We start from the raw sequence: 21516 nt of genomic DNA on the forward strand, positions 1-21516 counted from the left end.
CGCGGTCCGGCGCGGCTCAGGGTGCTGCCACCTGCACCAACACCGGGGTACGACCGGTGGAGAGGTAGCCGCGCCCGGGTGGGCCGGTGAGGTACTGGTCGGGTTCCAGGGTGATGTTGTGGGCCACTGCCGTCGTCCGGTTGCCCGGGGCCAGCACGAGGCGTGTCCCGGCCAGCATGACGGCGTTGACCAGGCGGGTGAGCGGGCTGGGGAAACCGGTCAACAGGGGCGCGGCGTCGGCGCTGACGATCAATGCCCGCCGGCCGCGAGCCGCCGGTTGGACGATGTCGTCGAGGAGCGTGGGGCTGCTCGCGAAGCCCTGTTCGGTGGGCAGCACGGTGATCCGGTCGACGTCGTCGACGACCACCGCGTACGGCCTGTCGCCGAAGGCCACGACGGCCTCGCGGAGGTCGGTGTCCCTGATCGCGACGCCGGTGACCAGCCGGAGCCCGGGGTCGTCGGAGAGCAGCCCCGGCAGCGGGGACTGTGGCGGCGCGATGGCGAGTACGCCGATGCCGCGTCGGCGCAGCGCGTGGACCACAGTGGCGGCGGCCGTCGTACGGCCGGTCCCGCCGGTCCCGGAGATCAGCATCAGGTGCGGCCCGGCCTCGAACAGGTCGACGCCGATGGTGGTCGTGTCGGGCCCACCGACACCCAGCGGTATCCACGTCGACCGGCCCTGGGCCGCCGCGGTGGTGTCGAGCGCGGCGAGGTCGACGCGGGACGGCAGGGCGGGGAACCGCCGGGGCCGCCGGTGCGCAGGCGTGTCGTGCGGCTCGGCGGCGAGGTCCGCTACCGACCGGGTCGGTAGGCAGATCTGCACGTGCCGTCCGCTGCCGGCGTCGATGGCCCTCCCGGAGAGGACGGGCGGACTGGTCATGCTGGTCAGCAGCTGCATCCGTCGGGTCTCCTCCTTGGGAAACGGCAGGAGCAGCCGACGGTTGTAGAGGGTCGGCAACCGGTGGGTGAGCATGTCCTGACCACCGATCGGCACGACGTGCACTCCGAGCGGCGTGCCGGCGCTGATGACGCCGCGCAGGGTGGCGACCAGGGACGTCTCGACGAAGGTCGGGTCGCCGTGGTCCTCGAAGTGCTCCCAGCCGTCGATGACGACCACGATGTACGGTCGCGCCGCGTCCGGCGGGGACGCGCTGCCGGAGCGGCGCTGGATCTCCTCGTCGAGCCAGGTGACCAGGCGACGGATCCGGTCGGGCTCGGCGGGCGAGAAGACCCCGCCGCAGTGCGGCAGCGCCGCGTACTCGGCCAGGCCCGCCGGGTGCCGTTCCACGACGTACAGGTGGGCCTGGTCGGGCTGGAAGCGGCCGACCAGGCCGGTGATCAGGGTCCGGGCGAAGGTCGTCCGCCCGGACTGCGGGCCACCGGCGACGAGGAGCCGGTCGACCCCGGCGAGGTCGAGGAAGTCGGCCGGCTGCGCCTGGCGTGCCGGGTCGTCGGCGAGGCCGAATGGTACGGCTGTCCTCGGCGCGGCGGAGGTCCACTGTGCGGGAAGCTCGTCCGCCGTCAGCGTGGCGGGCAGCGGGGGCAGCACCGGTCGGAAGGGGGCCGGTAGCCCGGACCGCTGTGCGGCCTCCTCGATCGCCGCGATGGCGAGTTCCTGGTCGGTGGGCCCGCTGCCGGCCGTCGGCGCGGCGGTGGGTCGCGCGGCGCCGAGGTCCGTCGGGCTCAGGACCCGGACCAGAGCCGGGGTGGCCCCGCCCGCCGGCGGCGGGTCGCCGAGATAGCCGGACTGGAACGGTTGCGGGACGCGGCTTTCGGCGGTGGTGCACAGGATCATGCCGCGTCCGCGCAGCACGCCCGGGATGCTGGCGGCGTCCGGCACGCCGAGGACCTCGGTGCTGTCGGCAGGTTCGTTCTGCCGCAGGCTGATCCGCAGGGACACGTTGTTCTTCAATTCCGGCGACAGCTTGCCCTGCAACGACTGCGTGGCCAGCACGAGGTGCATGCCGAGCGAGCGGCCCTTCGCGGCGACGTTCACCAGTTCCTTGACGAAGTCGGGAGAGGCGTCCAGCACCCGGCCGAACTCGTCGAAGATCAGCACCAGTCGGGGCAGCGGCGGCAGGGCCGTCCCGCCCAGGCGTTTCTGCCAGTACCTGTCGATCTCGCCGTCGTGGCGGGCCAGCAGGGACTCGCGCCGGCTCACCTCCGCCCGGAGCGAGGCGAGGACCCGGGCCGCCGCCGCGTCGTCGAACACGTCGGCGGGGGTCTCACCGGTGGACCGGATGAGGGCGACGACGTGCGGGCAGTGTTCGAACGGCAGGAAGGCGCTGCCACCCTTGAAGTCGACGAGCACCAGGTTGAGCTCGTCCGGCCGGTTGGCCAGCAGCAACGACGTGACCAGGGTTTGCAGCAGGATGCTCTTTCCGGCGCCCGTCGCGCCACCCAGCATGGTGTGTGGGCCCTGGCCGGCGAGGTCGACGGCCACCGGCCCGGTCGCATCCGCGCCGAGGAGCACACGGGTCCGCGGACCCCGACCCCGCTCCCACAGCTCCAGCACGTCGGCGGCGGTGGGCGTGCCGAGGCCGAGGAGATCCAGCAGGCGTACCGACCGTGGGATGGCGTTCTGGGCCGCCCCGCGGGTCGCCCGGTCCCGCATCGGCGCCAGCGCCCGCGCCAGCCGCTCGGCGGTCGTCGCGTCGACCCCGTCGGCGTCGACAGTCACCGCCTGGCCGTCCGGGCTGGCGGTGAGGCGCGTCGGGTCGCCCGACGTCTCGATCAGCCCCCGGCACTCGTTCATGCTGTGCCGGTCGGCGCAGATCAGGTACACCCCGACCGCCGGCCCGTCCCGCAGCACCTCGTCCATCCCGGGCAGGTCGCGCAGCGCCAGCGCGCCGTCGAGGACGACGACCACGTCCACGAACCGCTGCGGGTCGCGTTCGGCACGCCGGGACGCGACGAGGGTACGCAGCTCCCGTACCCGCTCGGCGCGGGTGGCGGCGGTGTTGCCGATCCGGCACGAGTACGCCGCCGCGTCACCCGCGTCGACGTGCGGCAGCCAGCGCGCCCAGGTCAGGCCGCCGACCTCCGCGGCGCTGAGCAGCACCATCCGCAGATCGTCGGGGGCGCGCAGGGTGGCCAGTTGCAGCAGCAGCCAGCGCAGGACGTCGTGGACCGCCTCGTCCGCGCCGGTCACGCCGAGCACACCGACGACGCCCAGGTCCACGGTGATCGGGACCGCCGACAGTTTCGGGGTGCGGAACTCCGGCCAGGGCTCGCCGCGGACCGTCACCGACGCCGGCTCGTCGGCGACGCCAACCCGCAGCGCCAGCGCGTGCGGTGCCCCGGCGCGGCGGGTCCACAGGCCGGACCGCACACCGCCGGCGATCTCGACGATCTCGGCGGGGCTCGGCGCGAGCGTCCGGCGTACCCGCTGCTCGGCCTCGACCTGGGCGGCGACAGCCGATTCGACTGCCTTCTTCGCCTTGGTGAACTCGGCCTGGCGTTCGGCGTCCTGCTTCTCCTGCGCCGACTGGTTGAGCAGGAGAGCGCCGACGGAGATCGCCGCGCCGAGCAGCAGGATCGGCGTGTGGGTGAACAGGGCGGCCGCCACGGACCCCGCGCCGCCCAGCAGGATCCCGGCGGCCACCGGCCCCCGGGCGACGATCGGTCGCACCGGCATGGACACCTCGACGACTCCGATCACCGGTGCGCGGGCGAAGGCGCGGTCGAAGTCGACCCGACCATCCGCGGCCCGGACCGTCCGCCGCGCCTCGGCGGGCAGGGGTGTCCACCGCAGCTCGTTCCCGCCGATCTGGAGTGCGCTGGTCGGCGCCACGGCGGTCAGGTGCGTGATCCGGGCACCGTCGACGAACGTGCCGTTGCTCGATCCGCCATCGGTGAGGGTGGCCGTGCCGTCCGCCGACACCTCCAGCAGGGCGTGCGTGCGGCGCGAGACGTCCGGGTCGCGCAGCGGCAGCGCCGCCGAGGACGTGCGAGCAATCGGGTGGGTTCCGGGCCGCAACGCGACAGCCAGGCCCGCGTCCGGTCCGGCAACCACCTCGAGTACGCCCACCGCGCCGTCGGTGACGAGACGACCGGCCGGTCCGGGGCCACCCACACTGAGCACCGAGCCGGCCAGCAGCGGGGTGTCCGCCAGACGCGCGGCCGGATCCAGCGCGACGGCCCCGGCGAAGCAGCGCCGGCCGGTGGCCGCGATGGGCAGCGCGGCCAGCAGGGATCGCACGCTGGTGGCCGGTGCGGCGCTCACCTCGATGTCGTGCGTCGCCCCCGTGTCGGCGTCCCGCACGGTCATTCGCAGGATCATCGCCGAGTCCTCACCGGGACGGGCCGTACGTCCACAGCCGCAGCCCCTCGTCGCCGCCGAGGGCGACGACCTCGCCGCGCGGCGCCATCACCACCGCCTCGGACGGCAGGACGTCGGAGTCCAGGAAGCCCTCCTTGTACCTGTGGACTGTCCGGGCGGTGGTGGTGTGCCAGATCCGCACCTCGCCCCGCTCAGCCGTGACGAAGAGGTCGCCCGGCCCGAACGCGGCCGCGTCGGGAGGCGTCGTCCCGCCGTCCAGGGTCGCCACGACGGCGCCGGTGCCGGAGGCACGGATCACCGTGTCACCGTCGGACCTGAATTCCGCCCACGGCGCGATGGGCCCGGTGATCCGGGCGGCGCTGCGGCCGCTGGCCACCTCCCAGGCACGCACCCCGCCCTGCCCGTCGATGCCCACGAGAACACGTCCGTCCGGAGTGAAGCGAATCGTCTGCACCCCCATGTCCCCCGCCGACAGGTCGACCGGCTTGCCCAACGACGCCATCGGCCACACCTTGACGTCGCCGGAACCGACGGCCGCGATGCTGTCCCCACCGGGAGAGAACAGCAGCCGGGTCACCGTGTCGTACTCGCCGAAGACGAGTGTCGCCCGGACCTGCCGGCTGGCGACATCCCAGAGCTTGACGACACCGTCCCGCCCACCACTGGCGAGGGTCTTGCCGTCGGGGCTGAAGACGAGCACCTTGATCTCCTCGCGGTGCCCCGCGGCGACGGCTGCCGTCTTGCGCGTCGCCACATCCCAGAACGTGATCGCGAAGGTCCCGGCGTCCGCGCTGGCGAGCGTGACGCCGTCCGGGCTGAACGCCACCGCGCTGACCTCGGCGTCGTCGAGCGTCACCATCGTGGAATTCCGCTGGTGCACAAGGAGATGACCGCACAGGATGAGGCTGGCGACCACCACGAACCGCAGCAGCAGCCCCGGCCGCCGGGGGCCGAGCGGTTGGAACGCCCGAGCCGACCAGACCGGCACCTCCCGGGACTGATCGATCCGGACGTCCTCAGGGACGAGGGTGCCCAGTCTGGCTGCCATCGTTCTCGGGCCTATGCCGATGTCCCCGACGATCCACATCGGCCCTCGGCCGTCCCGCTGCGGGGGCCCCTGGAACACCCTCCCGTGCGCCGGCGCGGGCGTACGCGCCGACAGCTCGATCCCCAGCCGCGAGGTGCCGGTCGACGACCCGGCGCCGGGCCACACCGCGATGCTGGCGACATGCTCGAAAGGCAGGTCGGGCGGTGATCCGCGCGCGCCCTGGAAGCGGAGGGAATCCGGGCCGAACCGCAGCGTGCCGTGCCACGGGTCGACGATCGCCTCCGCAGCCGTCCAAAACGCCAGCACTCCGATGGTGAGGGCGGCGGGGATCGGCATCCACTCGGGTAGGACGCTTGCCGTCACCACCTCGACGAACAGGACAACCGCCCAGATCGTGAGGACGATCAGGGCCAGCTGAGCCAGGACGAGGGCGCCCCGGGTCTTCTCCGGCACCTCGACCGGGAACGTGGTCGCCACCGCCCCGGTCGACGGTGGTGGTGACGCCGCGCTCTGCCGCTGGCGAGGTGGCGTGGACCGGTCCGGGTGCACGGTCGTGGCCTGCCGCTCCCAGGACTCGCCCACCGGCTCACCGTCGGCGTCGGCGTCGGCGTCGGCGTCGGCGTCGGCGTCGACCGAGGCGGGTGGGTCCGGGTCGGCGGCCGCCGTGGAGGCGGTGGTGTCCCGGCGGCCGGTCGCTCCGGCGTCGACCGGAACGGCGAGCAGATCGCGGGCCCGCTGGACGGTGAGCCGGTGCGCCACATCCCGCGTGAGCAGGCCACTGATCACCGTGGCCAGCGGATTCCCACACGTCATGGCCGGGATGTCGTCGTACAGGACGGCGTGCAGGGTGGCCGCGGTGGACGCCCGCTCGAACGGCAGCTCACCGGTGACAGCCTGGGCGAGCGTCACGCCCGCCGACCAGAGATCGGCCGCCGGCGTGGGATCGCTGCCGTGGAACAGCTCCGGTGCGAGGTACCCGGTCGAGCCCATCATGCCGTGCCGGGTCAGGCGCGCGTCCCCCACCGCCTGCGCGATGCCGAAGTCGAGCAACTTCACCGCGTCACCGGGGAGCACCATGATGTTGCCGGGCTTGACGTCACGGTGCACGACACCGACCGAGTGCGCGGCGTCCAGCGCGTCCAGCATGCGTACGGCGATCGCCGTCACCCGGGCCGGCGGCAACGCCCCCTCCCGTTCGAGGAGGTCGGCCAGCGTGGGGGCGTCCACCAGCTCCGTCACGATGTAGACGGCCTCGTCGTCACCGCCGGCCGGCACCAGGTCGTGGATCGCCACGACCGCCGGATGGTTGATCTGCCCGGCGGTCCGCGCCTCCCGCAGCGCCCGCTCGCCGAACAGCAGGCGTTCCTCACCGGTCAGGCCGGCCGGTGCGCGGACCTCCTTGACCGCGACGACGCGCCCGATCAGCTCGTCGGTCGCGCGCCACACGACCCCCATGCCACCCCGGCCGAGCACGCTCTCCAACCGGTAGCGACCCGCGACGAGCCGCTGCGCCGGCTGGGGATCTGACACCCTCGCGCTCCTTGCCGTCGAGCACTACAGTCGGCGCGTACGATACTCCGCCCGGTCACGGGCCGGTGTCCGTCCACAACAGACCGACCCGCCCGGTGGGTCCGTCGCCAGTGGTCCGCGAGGCCGACTCCGATCGCCGGAGACACGGCTTCCCGAAAGGGTCACGGGGCGATGGCAACCGGGTTCGGTTTTGATCGAGACGCGGTCGTCGACGCCGCCCGACAGTTGACGCACGTACGCTCGGATCTGGAGTCGACCGGGCAGCAGACCCCGCGCCTCGCGGCCACCGGTTCGCGAGACGTCGACGTCGCCCTCACGGACTTCACGACGGCGGCGACGCGGCACCGGGCCGGCCTGCTGGCTGCCGTGGCGGCGGCCGCGGCCCGGCTCGACGGTGTGGTCGCGGGCCACGCCCAGCTCGACAGCGCACTCGGCAGTCAGTTGCCAACCAACCAACCTTCGAAGGGGAAGACTCATGAGTGACGTCAGCGTCGGCTACGAGGGTCTCCAGTCGGCGGCCCGGAGCCTGACCAGCGGGCAGGAGGAGATGACCCAGAAGCTGAACGCCCTGAAGGCGATGATCGACCAACTGGTCAACAGCGAGTTCCGCACCCAGCTGGCGTCGGGCCGTTTCCAGGACTCCTACCAGCAGTGGACCACCGGCGCCCAGAACATGATCGGTGGGCTGGAGGGCATGTCGTCGTTCCTGGTGGGGGTCGTCCGCGAGCACCAGGAGCTGGACGCCCGGCTGGCCGGGGGCATCAACGGCTGAGCACCTGCCGACATGGACGACTGGCAGGTCCTCGACCTCTACGACGGTGATCCGACCCCCGGCGAACCAGCCTCGATCCAGGCCATGGCGGCCGATCTCCAGCGCCGGGCCGCGGCGGCCAACGGGCACCACGTCCGACTGCGGTCCATCGCGGCGAGCAGCGGCGCGCTGGCCCTGCGGGGCGACTTCGCCGCGACCGTGGACCGCGAACTCGCGCAACTGCCCGACCAGGCGAAGGCCCTGGCCGACGCCTACCTCGCCGGCGCACAGGCCCTGTCCGCCTTCGCGAACGAGCTGGCGCGTGCCCAGGCACAGTCCCGGGCCGCGCTGCGCCTCGCGATGGCCGCGGACAGTCAGTACCGGAACCTGCTCGGTCAGTTCTGCGGCCTGACCGGTCGGCGCACCTACGGGCCGGGTGTCTGGCGCGGGCTCAACGAGTCGTACGCGGCGGGGCAACGAGAGCCGGTCTTCACGATGGTCGTCCGCATCGGGCAGGCCGCGCGGTTGTGCGAGGCGGAACGCGAGCAGGCTCGGGCTTCCGCGCTTGCGGCGAAGAGCCTCTATCAGGCCGCGGCGGCTCGCTGCGCCACCGCGATCCGCGCGGCGCTGGCGCCCCTCGGCCGTCCGCAGCCCGGAGGTTCGCCGATCTCCAGTGGCCCCCCGACGACGGTGCGGATGTCGCAGCAGCGGCCCCGGGCCGGGTCGAGCGGCTCGGGCGCCACCAACTCCGCCCCGACGCAGCGCAGCGCCCCGCGCACGCCGCCCGCGTCGACGCAGCCCACCCAGCCAGCCAAGCCGACGCGGCCGCCGAACCCGGGCGACATCCGGTACACCGATGCGTCCAAGAAGCACATCATCGAGGGTGACGGCGGCCGGCAGGGCGGCCACCTCGCGGGCACCGGCTTGCGCGACAAGACGGAGTTCCCGAAGACCTGGGACGAGTCGAAGATTCGCGACGCCGCGATTCAGGTGACGCAGCAGGGCCCACCGGTGAAAGGGCCGTACCTGACCAAGGACGCGGACGGCAATCGGCGGTGGGCGTACGACTACGAAGGCGCTGTAGACGGCGTCAAGGTCAAGACGACGGTGCTCGCCGACGGCGAGATACGCACGTCCTACCCGGTGGACCCGAGCGACCCGGGCGTCATCAAGAACCCGAATGCGCCGACCCCCGCTCCCCGGGGAGTCCCGGGCAGCGTCGCGCCTCGTTACAGTAATCCCGCTGTCGGCGGCGACGGCAGTTGGACCTGGGAAGGCCCGAAGGGCAGAAGGATTGTCAGGGTTGTCCAGGACGCCCAGGGGAACGTCACGACGACCGATCTCGGCCCCTACAACAAGAGATGAACACCATGGATGTGAAGTCGTACGCGGCGGTCGCCGAGGTGTGCCGCCGCCTCGCGGGGCGGCTGGCCGACGACACCCTCGGCACCGTGCGGGAGCACTACTCCGCAGGTGAACTGGACCTGGCCGACGACACGCTGCTGCTGAACCTCGCGTACCACGGGGTCGGCATCACCGCCGAGGAGCAGGCCCTGATGCGCTCCTTCCTCGGTGACCCGGACGGCAGCGACCTGGCCGAGGTGCCGATCATCGCCGAGGTGCCGGCCCCGCCCTACCGGTTCAGCCCCACCGGCCCGGCGGACGCCCCCGACCCGACACCGGCCGACGACCTTCTGTCCACCGATGCCCCGCGTCGGGGTGGCCGCAGCCTGCACCGCGTCTGGCGGGCGCCGCTCGACGGCGCACCGGACAACGCAGCCTGGCTGTACGTGTTGCAGGTGGCCGAGGGCGCCGACGAGCTGGCGACGTACTCGAGAGTGATGGCGCAGTTGTGGACGACGCTGCGGCAGAAGTGGCCGGTCGAGGTCATCGCCGACGGCTCAACGCGGACGCCGTACCACGAAGCCGCACTGGCCGGCGCGGCCGCGATCTGGCGCCCCTGACGGCCGCGCCCGGCCGTCGGGCGCGTCGGCTACTGGACATCCGCCGGGCCGGATGACGACAGCGCTCACCCGCACCTGCGGCGCAGGCTGGCCGGTATCGCCGACGACGGACGTCGGTCCGAGGAGGCGCGCGGCCCATGGGCGTACCCCGGGCAGGGTCGGCAGGGCGGGCGGCGCTCGCCGGCTGCCTCGCCGTGCTGCTACTGGCCACGACTGTCGGATGCCGCCGGTCGCGTCCCGCGCCGGCCCCCTCCGGCGGTACGGCGACTGTCGGCCTCACCGTCACGGCGTCGCAGCCCGCATACCGGGTGGGTGAACAGGTCAACCTGCGGCTCAAGCTGGTCAACAACCGGGACGCCGAGTGCCGGCTGAGCCGGGTGCCGGACGGGGCGGTGACGGTGCTGTCGCTCACGCGCGACGGAGCGCCGGTCGCCCCCGCCATCGGTGCTGCCGCCTACTACCGGGACTTCACGGCGTACCTCATCGAGAACCTGGTCCCGGTGCCACCGCGCGGTTCGGTGGAGCTGACCCTCGGCAGTGACCCGCAGAGCCCCGTCGGGGCGGCGCTGACCACCTCCGCCTCCGACGGGCGCGGCGGCGCAACGGTGACGTGGTGGCCGGTGGACCAGCCGGGGGCGTACCGGCTGGTGGTGGGCTACCTGCGGGCACCCCTGCCGGACGTGCCGGCGGACGCCTGCGCCGCGACGGCCGAGCAGGGCCCTGTCGACTTCGAGGTGAGGGGCGGGTGACCGGCGTGCGCGCGATCCGTCTGGGCGTGGTCCTGGCCGGGGTGCTGGTGCTGCTGGCCCCCCAGTCGGCGTCCGCCGTGATCAGCGTCAACTCCGACGTGCAGACGGAGTACGCGGGCTGCGTCGGGCAGATCCGCGGCTCGGGCAACGGCGCGGTGCTCGACGCGTTGCAGGCCCACAAGAAGACGATCAAGGTGCGCCGGCCCATCGTCGGCAACGAGAGCGACACGACGACGTACGTCCCGGGCAGCGACGTGCAGATCAACTGGGTGCCGGAGAACGACGGGCGCGCGTTGCCGGGCGAGGGGAAGGACTTCACCGAGGACCAGTGCGCCACCCTCATCCACGAGATGAACCACGCCCTAGACCTGGCCAACGACACCGATCGGGGTCAGTTCTGCACCCAGGGCGGCCAGTTCGCCAGCGGCGTGGATCCCGGCGAGGTGCACGCGGTCCTGGCGGAGAACGCGTACCGCGCAGGCGCCGGGTTGCCGCTTCGCACGACGTACAGCGGCATGAAGCTGCCGGCGAACGGCAAGGACTGCGATCCGCCCGCGCCGCGCCCGCCCTCGGGCGGGGGTTGTTCGATCTCCGTGATCGGCAAGGGTTACCGCTGCGCGAACAGCAACGGCGACCCGCACCTGCTGACCTACGACGGCCTCCGGTACGACTTCCAGGCCGCCGGCGAGTTCGTGCTCAGCCGCTCGACGACCGACGACTTCGAGGTCCAGACCCGACAGACGATGTTCCCGGCCAGCTCGACGGTGGCCGTCAACTCCGCGGTCGCGGCACGGGTGCGCGGCGACCGGGTCGCCGTGTACGCGACGCCCGGCGGCCCGGTCGTCCGGGTGAACGGCGCACCGGCGACCGTCGCGCCGACCGGGACGAAGCTGCCGCACGGCGGCACGGTCACCACCTGGTGGGACGGCACGGTGACGGTGGACTGGCCGGACGGTACCCGGCTCACCGCGCACCCCCTCGGCGTGTGGGGGCTGAGCGTGAGCGTCAGCGCGCCGGACGCCCGGGCCGGGACGCTGGAGGGTCTGCTCGGTGACCACGACGGTGACCCGGGCGACGATCTGACCGTCCGCGACGGTAAGCGGGTGGCCCAGCCGCCCACGTTCGAGGCGCTCTACCCCGGCTTCGCCGACAGTTGGCGCGTCGAGGCCCCCCGGTCGCTGTTCGACTACGAACCGGGTCAGGACACCGGCACATTCACCGACCGGCGCTTCCCCGACCGGCTGCTCACCGTCGGCGACCTTCCCAACCGGGCCACCGCCGAACTCATCTGCCGGCGGGCCGGCGTCACCGACCCGCGGACCCTCGCCGACTGCACACTCGACGTCGCCCTCACCGGACAGGTCGCGTTCGCCACCGACGCCGCGCGGGCCCAGCGGGACGTCCCCGGCGTCGGCGACGTCACCCTGGAGGTCACCCGACCCGGTGCCACCGCCGCCCTGAAGGTGCCCGGCCGCGCCGGTCAGAAGATCTTCGTCGAGGTGCCGGCCGCCACCACGCCGGACCGGTGCGGCATCCTGCTGCTGCTCGACCCGCAGGGGCGTCAACTGGCGACCGGCTGCGTCATCTCCGGTGTCGGCTTCATCGACACCACCACGCTCACCGAGACCGGCGACCACCAGGTGGTGCTCGACCCGGCCGACGCCGACCTGGGCCGCGCGACGGTACGGGTCGTCACCGTCACCGACGAGGAGAAGACACTCACGCTGGACGGGCCGGCGGTGCGGGCGACGCTCGCCCAACCGGGGGCGGTGAGCCGCCTGGCGTTCGACGGGCGTGCCGGCCAGAAGGTCTTCCTCCAGGTCACCGCCGCGACCCTGCCGGACCGGTGCGGCGTGCTGGGCCTGCGCGACCCGGCGGGAGTGGAGGTGGCCACCGGCTGCGTGATCGGCGGCCAGGGCAACGTGGACGGGTTCGTCCTACCGGCCACGGGCCGCTACGTCCTGGAGGTCGACGGGACCTCCACCGACACCGGCTGGGCGGACGTGCGGCTGCGCGACGCGCACGACGAGCAGGCCGACACCGTGGCGGACGGGCGGGCCGTCACGTTGACCGTCGGCCGGCCGGGCGCGGTGAGCCGGCTGCGGTTCCCCGCCGACGCCGGTCGCCGCGTCACCGTCGAGGTGACCGGCGCCAGCCTGTCCGACAGGTGCGGAATCCTGCTGCTGAACGGTCCGGACGGTGCGACGGTGGCCACCGGTTGTGTGATCGGCGGCAGCGGCAGGTTCGAGGCGGGCCCGCTGCCGAAGAAGGGCACGTACACCCTGGTTCTCGACCCGTGGGCGGACGACACCGGGACGGCCACGGTGACCGTACGACAGGCGGGCTGACCACGGCGGGCAGTTCCTGTCCTGACGAGCGTGATGCCTGTGCGTCATCTAGATGACGCACAGGCATCACGCTCATCGCGGCGGTGTCAGCCGCTCGTGCAGACGGTGCCGTTGAGGGTGAACGCCGTGGGCAGCACGTTCGGCCCGCTGTAGGCGCCGACGAAGCCGGCGCTCACGCTCGCGCCCGGAGCGATCTGCCGGTTGTCGTCGGTCGGCGTGACGCGCACTGCCGTGCCGACCTGCTCCCAGCCGGCGCTCCAGCCGCTGCTCACCTGCTGCCAGCCGGTCGGCCAGGTCCAGGTGAGCGTCCAGCCGGTGATCGGCTTCGTCCCGTTGTTGGTGATCTCGACGCCCCCGATGTAGCCGTTGCCCCAGTCGTTGGCGGCGGTGAAGCGGACCGTGCACGCGCTGGTCGCCGGGCTGCCGGTGGCGAACGTCAACGGCGGTGAGGCCCAGGACACCCGGCCGGCCGTGTCACGGGCCAGCACGTTGACGGTGTACCTGCTGCCCGGCACCAGGTTGCCGACCGTGAACGACGTCGTCGCCGTCTCGCCGAGCTGCTCGCTGACCGCGCCGTTCTGCCGGTACACCTCGTACTTGGCGATCGGGCTGCTGCCGGCGGTGGCCGCCGGCCAGGTGATCGTCGCGCCCCGGTCGGTGACGCCGCTGGCGGTGGGCTGGCCCGGGGCCGACGGCCGTCCGGCGGTCGTGCCGGCCGGGCGCAGCACGAGCGTCGTCAGCGAGTACGGCGGAAGCGTCCTGCTGGTCGCCGAGCCGGACTGGTCGGTGGCGATGCCCGTCGCGCCGTTGGTGAGGGTGGACACCGTCGGCGCGGCCGTCGACGGCGTGAACCCGGCGTAGTCGATGGCGACGTCGTGGGCCGCCTCCGGGTCCTTGTTGATCAGCAGCACGGCCAGGTCGCCGTTGCCCCGCCGGACGGCGTGCGCGCTGACCAGTGGCTCGTCGGTGCCGGCGCGCACGAACTGGTCGCCGGTCTTCGCGAAGAGCTTCATCATCGTCAGAGCGTGGTACGGCGCGAACGGCGTGTTCAACGGCGGCTCGCACACCGAGCCGTCCGCCGTGCAGCCGCCGCTGGACAGCATCCCGAAGTCGCCGTAGTCGGTCTGGCCCGCCACCTCGCTCACGGTGCCGATGCCGTTGTGCACGTTCCACCACTGGGCGGTGAAGACGCCGTTCTCCAGCAGCCCGCTGTACGCGTCGGCCAGGAACAGCGCCCCGGGCTGGGTGTTCTGGCCGGCGCCGACGTTCAGCTCGGTGAAGCTGATGCCGATCCGGTCGGCGTTCGGGCCCGCGTACCTGCTGAGCTGCTGCCGGAGCAGGTACGTCGCGTCCGGTAGCTGGTTGGTGCGGGTCAGCGACTCGGCGGCGGTGCCACCCGGGTACCAGTGCACGTCCACGAAGTCGATCTTCGGGCCGGCGATTGAGAGCACCGTCTGGTTCCAGGAGCCGGGGTCGCTGCCGGCGGTGATCCCGTCCGGCCAGTTCCCCGGCATCGTGAGCACCGCGCCCACCCTGATGCTCGGGTCGACCGCCTTCATCGCGTCGGCGTACTCGACGACCAGCCGCGCGTACTGGCTGGCGCTCTTGTCCGGGTGGTCGTCCGCCTCCCACGCCGACCCGTAGTGCCCGTTGCCGTAGTTCTCGTTGCCGACCGTCCAGTACTTCGCGCCGTAGCCCTTGGTCACGTTGGCGTAGCGCACCCAGTCGGCGGCCTCGGCCGGCGTACCGGTGCCGTAGTTCGCGATGATCATCGGTTGGGCGCCGACCCGCCTGACCGCCGCCATGAACGTGTCGAAGTCGGTGTCCGGGGCGACGTACCCACCGGGCGCGCTGTGGTCCTTCCAGTGGTAGATGTCGGCGTACGAGCCGCCGGGATAGCGCATCATCTGCACACCGGCGTCGCGCAGCAGGTCGGACGTCTCGGCGGTGCCCAGGTTCTGGTCCCAGATGGCGTGGTTGACGCCCAACGCGGTGTCGGACACCCGCGCCAGCCCGGCGCGGGCGTTCACGGTCACGGCGACGGTGTCGGGGTCGGCTGCCGCGCTGGCGTTGGGTGGGTCGATGCCGGGGAGTGCGGTCGCGGCGAGCAGCACGCCCGCCAGGAGCGCCGCACGGCGGATCGGTTTGCGCATGGTCGGGTTCCTTTGCGTGAACGACAGTGGGTCACCCGGCCGGCATGCAGCGACGCGGCGGCGGGCGGACTCGTGGACGGACAGGCCCCGGCGCCCCATCGCTCGTGCTCCGTCCCCCGGGATCCGTGGTCCGGTCCCGGCTGCCCAGTGGACGGGCGTCAGCCCCGCGCGCAGCGAGTTATCGACGGCCAAGAATGTCATGGTCGAATCGGGGATCTCAAGTGGACCCGCTCGCACGGGTGAATTGACGTCATACGGCACGCCTTGACGAACCGAATGTTATCGCTCACAGTCGATGCGTCCGGGCCTTCTTTCCGCACGCTTCACCGCCACCGCCGCACGCACACTGTGAAGGAACCGCCGATGAGAACAAGGCTCGCGCTGCTGGCCGCCGGGTTGGCGACGGCCCTGGCGACGATGACGGCAGTGGTCACGCTCGCCACGCCGGCGTCGGCCGCGACGCTCACCCAGGTGAGCAACTTCGGCACCAACCCGACGAACCTGCAGATGCACCTGTACGTGCCGGACCGGGTCGCGGCCCGCCCGGCGCTGCTGCTCGCCCTGCACTACTGCACGGGCAGCGGCCCGGCCGTGCACACCGGCTTCGGCCTCAGCGCCCTGGCCGACCGCTACGGCTTCATCGTGATCTACCCGTCGGTGACCCGCAGCAGCAAGTGCTGGGACGTCTCCTCCCCGCAGGCCCTGCGCCGCGACGGCGGCAGCGACCCCGTCGGCCTCAAGTCCATGCTCGACTACGTCCGCGCCCGCTACCCGGTCGACCCGACCCGGATCGCGGTGGGCGGCTTCTCCTCCGGCGCCATGATGACCAACGTCATGCTCGGCCTCTATCCGGACGTGTTCAGCGCCGGCTTCAGCTCCTCCGGAGTCCCGTTCGGCTGCTTCGCCACCACCAACGGCGCGGAATGGAACAGCGAATGCTCCGGCGGACGGATCACCCGCACCCCCCAGCAGTGGGGTGACCTGGTCCGCAACGCCTACCCCGGCTACACCGGCGCCCGCCCCCGCGTCCAGATCTGGCACGGCACCACGGACACCACGCTGAGCTACGTCAACTTCGGCGAACAGATCAAACAGTGGACCAACGTGCTGGGCGTCTCGCAGACCCCCAGCTACACCGACTACCCGCAGACCAGCGCCACCCGCACCCGCTACGGAGGCACCGGCCCGACCGCCCCGGTCGAGGCGATCAGCTTCCAGGGCTACGGCCACTCGATCCCGTTCGACGCCGCCCAGGCCATCCGCTTCCTCGGCTTCGACACCACCACCCCCAGCAGCCCGCCGCCGGGCGGCACGGCCGCGCCCCTGCGCAACGTCAACGCCGGCCGGTGTCTGGACGTCCCGTCCCGCTCGCAGACGAACGGCACCCACGTGGCGTTGTGGGACTGCAACGGCGGCACCAACCAGCAGTGGACGTCGACGGCCGGTCGGCAACTCCAGGTGTACGGCACCAAGTGCCTGGACGCCGAGGGCGCCGGGACGACCTCGGGCACCCGGGTGATCATCTGGGACTGCAACGGTGGCGCCAACCAGCAGTGGAACCTCGGATCCGACGGCACGGTCACCGGGGTCCAGTCGGGTCTGTGCCTCACCCCGAACTCCGCCGGCACCGCCAACGGCAGCCCGGTGGTCCTCTCCACCTGCAACGGCGGGACCAGCCAGCGGTGGACCAGAAGCTGACGCGGTAGCCCACCGGCGACGGTGCGGCCCGGCCCCGGAATCCGTCCGGGGCCGGGCCCGCGGTCCCCCGGGATCCGTGGCCCGACCCGGCCCGCACAGTGGACGGACGGCCATCCGCGGGACAAATGTCCTGGCCGACCGCGTACCGGTGGCTCTGCCCGCGCCGCCGGAGCGTGCATAGCGTGACGGGCATGGATGACACAGCCGTACGCCTCAGCGGCCTCACCCGGCGGTTCGGTCCCGTCCGGGCCGTCGACGGGCTCGACCTGAGCATCGCGCGGGGCAGCACGGTGGCCCTGCTCGGCCCCAACGGCGCCGGCAAGACCACCGCCCTCTCGCTCCTGCTGGGTCTGGACCGGCCCGACAGCGGCACCGTGACCCTGTTCGGTCGGCCCCCCGCCGAAGCGGTCCGGGCGGGACGGGTCGGCGCGATGCTCCAGGACGCCGGCTGGGTGCCGAGCGCGACGATCCGGGAGGTCGTCGACCTCGCCCGGGCGCTCTACCCCCGAGCGGTGGCCACCGACCGCGTACTGGCTCTGGCCGGGTTGACCGAACGCGCCGACCGCCGCCTCGACAAGCTCTCCGGCGGTGAGGCGCAACGGGCGCGGTTCGCCTTCGCGCTGGCCGGCGACCCGGACCTGCTGGTCCTCGACGAACCCACGGCCGCGCTGGACGTCGCCGCCCGGCAGGCGTTCTGGGCGGCCATCCACAGGTACACCGCCGACGGGCACACCGTCCTGTTCAGCACCCACCACCTGCACGAGGCGGACGAGTTCGCCGACCGCGTCGTGGTGCTCGCCGCGGGGCGGGTGGTGGCCGACGGACCGCCGGCGCAGATCCGGACGCTGGCCGGCGGCCGTACCGTCTCCTTCGACCTCGCCGGCGGGCCGGTCGACGGCCTCGACGCGCTCCCCGGAGTCCGGTCGGTGCAGCTCCGGGGCGAGCGGGTCGTGCTCACCACCGACGACGCCGACGCCACGGTGCTCGCACTGGCCGGCACCCGCGGCTTCCGGGGCCTGGAGGTCACCGCCGTCGCCCTGGAAGCCGCCTTCCTCACCCTCACCACCACCTCGACGGAGCACTGACATGCGCGCGTACCTGCGATTCGAGCTGCGCCGGCTGGCCCGCGACCCACGGCTGCTGCTGTTCACCGTCCTCGCACCGGTGGTCACGTACGTCATCTTCTCGTCGGTGGGCCCCGGCGACGACCGGCTGGAGGGCGTCGACGCCGCCGCCGCCCTCATGGTCGGCCTGGCCGGCTACGGCGCGGTGGCGGGTGTGCTCTCGGTGGGCGCGTCGGTCGCCCACGAGCGCGCGTCGGGTTGGCTGCGCCAGCTGCGTGTCACCCCGCTGCCCGCCTGGCAGGCGGTGACCGCGAAGGCCCTGGTCTGCACGCTCAGCGGCGTGCCGTCGGTGCTGGCGGTCGGCTGCGCCGGACGGATCCAGCACCACGTCGAGCTGGGCGCCGGCCGGTGGGCGGCGCTGCTGCTGCTGATGTGGGTGGGCACGGTGCCGTTCGCGCTGCTGGGGCTCGCCATCGGGTACGGCCTCACCCCGCAGTTCGCCCAGTCGGTCAACTTCCTCGTCTTTCTCGGCCTGTCGGTGCTCGGCGGCCTGCTCGTGCCCGTGGCGTACTTTCCCGCCGTGCTGCGTCACCTGGCACACGCCCTGCCGACGTACCGGTTCGCGGAACTCGGATGGCGCTCGGCAGCAGGTCTGGCACCCACCCCGTCCGGGCTCGCCGTGCTCGCGGGGTGGACCGTGGCGTTCCTGGGCCTCTCGGCCTGGGCGTACCGGCGGTCCACCGCCCGCCGGTGACCCTCGATACGGTGTCCAGCATGTCGTCCGGGGCCGCCGCGCTCAGCCGGAACCCTCGTGGGTTCGTGCTCGTCGCGGCCCACACCCTCTGGCTGTGGCTGCTGCTGACGCCGGCCGCCGCGATCGTGCGCGGGCAGGTGCACCCCGCGACTCCGGCGGCGGTGGGGCTGGGCGCCTTCGCGCTGCTCTATCTCGCGCTGGTGGCCGTACCCGTGGCCGACCTGGTCGTCCGACCGGCGGTGCACCACGCCGGGCTCGTCGCCTTCGCGCTGCTCGGGGTCGGGCTCGCCCTCTCGTACGCCGGCGGCCCGGAAGGCTGGCTGGTCCTGCTCCTGTACGTCGCCACGGCCGGCGCGGTCGGTTTCGTGCGGGTGGCCTGGGGGTTCGCCTGGGTGGGCGGATCTGCCGCCGCCGTCGTGATCATCGGTGTGGTGGACCGGGCGTCGGCCACCGACACCGCCCAGATGGCGCTGATCACGGTGCTCGCAGGCGCCCTGACGTTGGCGTTCGCCCGGACGGCCCGACTGGTCGAGGAGCTGCGCCGCACCCAACGGGAGCTGGCCCGCACGGCGGTGGAGCAGGAACGGCTGCGCTTCGCCCGGGACCTGCACGACCTGCTGGGCCACACGCTGTCCCTGGTGGTCGTGAAGGCGGAGGTCGTACGCCGGCTCGCGCCGACGGACCCGCAACGGGCCGCGGCGGAGGCGGCGGACATCGAGCGGATCGGACGGACGGCACTCACCGAGGTCCGCGAGGCGGTCACCGGCTATCGGGAGCGCAGCTTCGCGCGGGAACTCGACAGCGTCCGGACGGCCCTGGCCGACGTCGGCATCACCGTCAGCGTGTCCGACGTCGGCCGGCCGCTGAGCGTGGAGGCGGACGACGCGTTCGGCTGGGTGCTGCGGGAAGGGGTGACGAACGTGGTGCGGCACAGCCGGGCATCGCGGTGCGATGTCGACGTCACCTCCGACGCCGACGAGGCGGTGCTGACCATCCGCGACGACGGGGTGGGCGGTCGTCCGCAGTTCGGCAACGGTCTGCGTGGCCTCGCCGAGCGGTTGGCGCAGGCCGGTGGGACGCTGCACGTCGGCCCGGCGCGCGGTGGGGGCCTGCTGCTCACCGCCCGGATCCCCCACTCCCCCACGGGACGGTGGGCGCGGTGATCCGACTGCTGCTCGCCGAGGACCAGGGCATGATGCGCGGGGCGTTGGCCCTGCTGTTGAACCTCGAACCCGACATCGAGGTGGTCGCCGAGGCCGCGACCGGGGCCCAGGCGACGGAGGTGGCTCTGCGGGTACGTCCCGACGTGGCGCTCCTGGACATCGAGATGCCCGACGGCAGCGGCCTCGACACCGCCGCCGCGCTGCGCGACCAGCTGCCCTCCTGCCGGGTGCTGATCCTCACCACCTTCGGCCGGCCCGGCTACCTGCGCCGGGCGATGGAGGCCGGCGCCCACGGCTTCCTCGTCAAGGACGGGCCGGTGCAGGAGCTGGCGGTGGCCGTCCGACGGGTCCTGGCCGGCGAGCGGGTGATCGACCCGGCACTGGCCGCCGCGGCCCTCGCGGCCGGCCCGAACCCGCTCACCGACCGGGAACGCGACGTGCTCGCCGCCGCCGTCGACGGGGCAACCGTCGCGGACATGGCCGCCGGGCTGCACCTGTCCGAGAGCACCGTGCGCAACTACCTCTCCGCCGCGATCGGAAAGACCGGCACCCGCAACCGCATCGAGGCCGCCCGCACCGCGCGGGCCAACGGCTGGCTCTGAGCGGGCCGGACTAGTCTCGCCCGAATGCGGGGACGTTTCGGTGTGGCGCGGTGGTACGGGGAGCACCGGCGGCTCGTCCGTCGTACCCTCCTCGTTCTGGTGGTGGGTGCGGTGGTCCTGGCCGGCGGCACCGTGGCCAGCGTGCGGTGGGTCCGCGACACCGCGGACGGCCACCTCTTCAGCGAAGCCGACGTGCCGGCGGCGCCGGTCGCCCTGGTGCTCGGCACCAAGGTGGACGCCGACGGTACGCCCTCGCCGGTCCTCGCCGCCCGGTTGGAGATCGCCCGGCGGTTGTTCGGCGCCGGCCGGGTGGGCGCGATCCTGGGGTGCCGCGACGGTCGCGCGGTCAGCGGGGCGGGCCGGCGCTGTCGCGCACGACGAGTTCGGTGGCGAGTTCGATGCGCGGGCTCTCGGTCTTCTCGCCCCCGGCGAGACGCAGCACGGTCCGGGCGGCCAGCATGCCCATCTCGGCCAGGGGCTGGCGGACCGTGGTCAGCGGCGGGGAACACCAGCGGACCTCCGGCAGGTCGTCGAAACCGACCACGCTGACGTCGTCCGGCACCCGCAGGCCGCGTTTGCGGACGGCCTCGTAGACGCCGAGCGCCATCTGGTCGCTGGAGGCGAAGATGGCGGTCGGTGGGTCGGGCAGGGCCAGTAGTTGCGTACCCGAGGTGAAGCCGGCCTCGTGGTAGAAGTTGCCGGGCCTGATCAGGGCGTCGTCGACGGCGACGCCGGCGGCGCCGAGCGCCGCGCGGTACCCGTCCATCCGGGCCCGGCTGCACATCAGGTGTGGTGGTCCGGCGATGAAGCCGATGCGGCGGTGGCCGAGGCCGAGCAGGTACTGGTTGGCGCTCAGGCTGCCCGCCCAATTGGTGGCGCCGATGGTGGGCGACTCCTGCGGGTCGACACCAGCGGGGTCGATGATGACCACCGGCAGGTGCAGCCGGCGCAGCTCCGCCTGCAGAGGTGGGTTCACCATCGAGGTCACGAAGATGACGCCCTCGGTGGAGCGGGTACGCATGTTGTCCAGCCACTGCTTGGCCGACGAGATCCGCCAGTGGATGGCGGAGACGACGGTCCCGACGCCACTGGCCCGGGCGACGTCCTCCACCCCGCGGATGATCTCCACGGCCCACGGGCTGTCCAGGTCGTTGAAGACCAGGTCGATCAGCGCGGCCTCGGTCCGCCGGGCCTGGGTGCGCCGGCGGTAACCATGGTGGTTGAGCAGCCGCTCGACGCGCTCCCGGGTCTCGGGAGCGACGTCGGAGCGACCGTTGATGACCCGGGAGACCGTGGGCACTGACACACCGGCCAGCCGCGCGATCATCGCGATGGTGACGTTTCGGCCGTTGTCGGAGCCCACGGTCCGCTCCTTTGGTCTGGCGGGACGCTTCAGGTGGGTTGACGATC

At 72.9% G+C, this 21516-nt stretch carries 15 protein-coding genes; 11 read left to right on the forward strand and 4 right to left on the reverse strand.

What is annotated here, in order from left to right:
- Positions 1–16 precede the first annotated feature (16 nt).
- Both AB0B39_RS10435 and AB0B39_RS10440 read right to left on the reverse strand, forming a co-directional pair.
- The gene (locus tag AB0B39_RS10435; protein ID WP_357574113.1) at positions 17–4282 is read right to left on the reverse strand and encodes an FtsK/SpoIIIE domain-containing protein; all 4266 of its coding nucleotides are present in this window, start codon (positions 4280–4282) and stop codon (positions 17–19) included.
- 10 nt (positions 4283–4292) lie between these two features.
- The gene (locus AB0B39_RS10440; RefSeq protein ID WP_357574114.1) at positions 4293–6860 is read right to left on the reverse strand and encodes a serine/threonine-protein kinase; all 2568 of its coding nucleotides are present in this window, start codon (positions 6858–6860) and stop codon (positions 4293–4295) included.
- 171 nt (positions 6861–7031) lie between these two features.
- Between AB0B39_RS10440 and AB0B39_RS10445 the strand changes: the two genes are divergently transcribed.
- The 6 genes from AB0B39_RS10445 to AB0B39_RS10470 all read left to right on the forward strand — a co-directional run bounded on the left by AB0B39_RS10445 (position 7032) and on the right by AB0B39_RS10470 (position 12672).
- Positions 7032–7343 (forward strand): hypothetical protein, encoded by a 312-nt coding sequence (locus AB0B39_RS10445; RefSeq protein ID WP_234582756.1) that lies wholly within the window; start codon positions 7032–7034, stop codon positions 7341–7343.
- A complete protein-coding gene (locus AB0B39_RS10450) occupies positions 7336–7632 on the forward strand; it encodes a WXG100 family type VII secretion target (RefSeq protein ID WP_234582755.1) in 297 nt (98 codons plus the stop codon). The genes AB0B39_RS10445 and AB0B39_RS10450 overlap by 8 nt, the downstream gene beginning before the upstream one ends.
- Positions 7633–7644: 12 nt before the next feature.
- The gene (locus tag AB0B39_RS10455) at positions 7645–8976 is read left to right on the forward strand and encodes an EndoU domain-containing protein (RefSeq protein WP_357574115.1); all 1332 of its coding nucleotides are present in this window, start codon (positions 7645–7647) and stop codon (positions 8974–8976) included.
- Positions 8977–8981: 5 nt separating this feature from the next.
- A complete protein-coding gene (locus tag AB0B39_RS10460; protein WP_357574116.1) occupies positions 8982–9575 on the forward strand; it encodes a hypothetical protein in 594 nt (197 codons plus the stop codon).
- A gap of 137 nt (positions 9576–9712) precedes the next feature.
- Complete coding sequence (locus tag AB0B39_RS10465; RefSeq protein WP_357492580.1) at positions 9713–10324, forward strand: hypothetical protein; 612 nt, start codon at positions 9713–9715, stop codon at positions 10322–10324.
- 5 nt (positions 10325–10329) lie between these two features.
- Entirely contained in the window at positions 10330–12672 is a 2343-nt protein-coding gene (locus AB0B39_RS10470) for a VWD domain-containing protein (protein WP_357574117.1), read from the forward strand.
- 86 nt (positions 12673–12758) lie between these two features.
- On the opposite strand, the gene AB0B39_RS10475 is transcribed toward AB0B39_RS10470, so the two are convergent.
- Positions 12759–14825 carry a cellulose binding domain-containing protein gene (locus AB0B39_RS10475; protein WP_357574118.1) on the reverse strand — a complete coding sequence of 689 codons (2067 nt, stop codon included), beginning with the start codon at positions 14823–14825 and terminating at the stop codon, positions 12759–12761.
- 363 nt (positions 14826–15188) lie between these two features.
- Here AB0B39_RS10475 and AB0B39_RS10480 point away from each other — a divergent pair, with 363 nt between their 5' ends.
- From AB0B39_RS10480 to AB0B39_RS10500, 5 genes are all read left to right on the forward strand, one after another.
- Complete coding sequence (locus tag AB0B39_RS10480) at positions 15189–16523, forward strand: PHB depolymerase family esterase (RefSeq protein WP_357574119.1); 1335 nt, start codon at positions 15189–15191, stop codon at positions 16521–16523.
- 191 nt (positions 16524–16714) lie between these two features.
- Complete coding sequence (locus tag AB0B39_RS10485; RefSeq protein WP_357574120.1) at positions 16715–17608, forward strand: ABC transporter ATP-binding protein; 894 nt, start codon at positions 16715–16717, stop codon at positions 17606–17608.
- 1 nt (position 17609) lies between these two features.
- Positions 17610–18341, forward strand: a complete 732-nt coding sequence (locus AB0B39_RS10490; protein ID WP_357574121.1) for an ABC transporter permease — start codon at positions 17610–17612, stop codon at positions 18339–18341.
- Positions 18342–18361: 20 nt separating this feature from the next.
- A complete protein-coding gene (locus AB0B39_RS10495) occupies positions 18362–19504 on the forward strand; it encodes a sensor histidine kinase (protein ID WP_357574122.1) in 1143 nt (380 codons plus the stop codon).
- Positions 19501–20106 carry a response regulator transcription factor gene (locus AB0B39_RS10500; protein ID WP_234582745.1) on the forward strand — a complete coding sequence of 202 codons (606 nt, stop codon included), beginning with the start codon at positions 19501–19503 and terminating at the stop codon, positions 20104–20106. Before AB0B39_RS10495 ends, AB0B39_RS10500 begins: the two co-directional genes overlap by 4 nt.
- A 346-nt stretch (positions 20107–20452) precedes the next feature.
- Here the strand turns inward: AB0B39_RS10500 and AB0B39_RS10505 are convergent, their stop codons facing one another.
- Entirely contained in the window at positions 20453–21469 is a 1017-nt protein-coding gene (locus tag AB0B39_RS10505) for a LacI family DNA-binding transcriptional regulator (protein WP_357492596.1), read from the reverse strand.
- Positions 21470–21516 lie beyond the last annotated feature (47 nt).

The organism is Micromonospora sp. NPDC049114 (genome assembly GCF_040648635.1).
Classification (GTDB): domain Bacteria; phylum Actinomycetota; class Actinomycetes; order Mycobacteriales; family Micromonosporaceae; genus Micromonospora.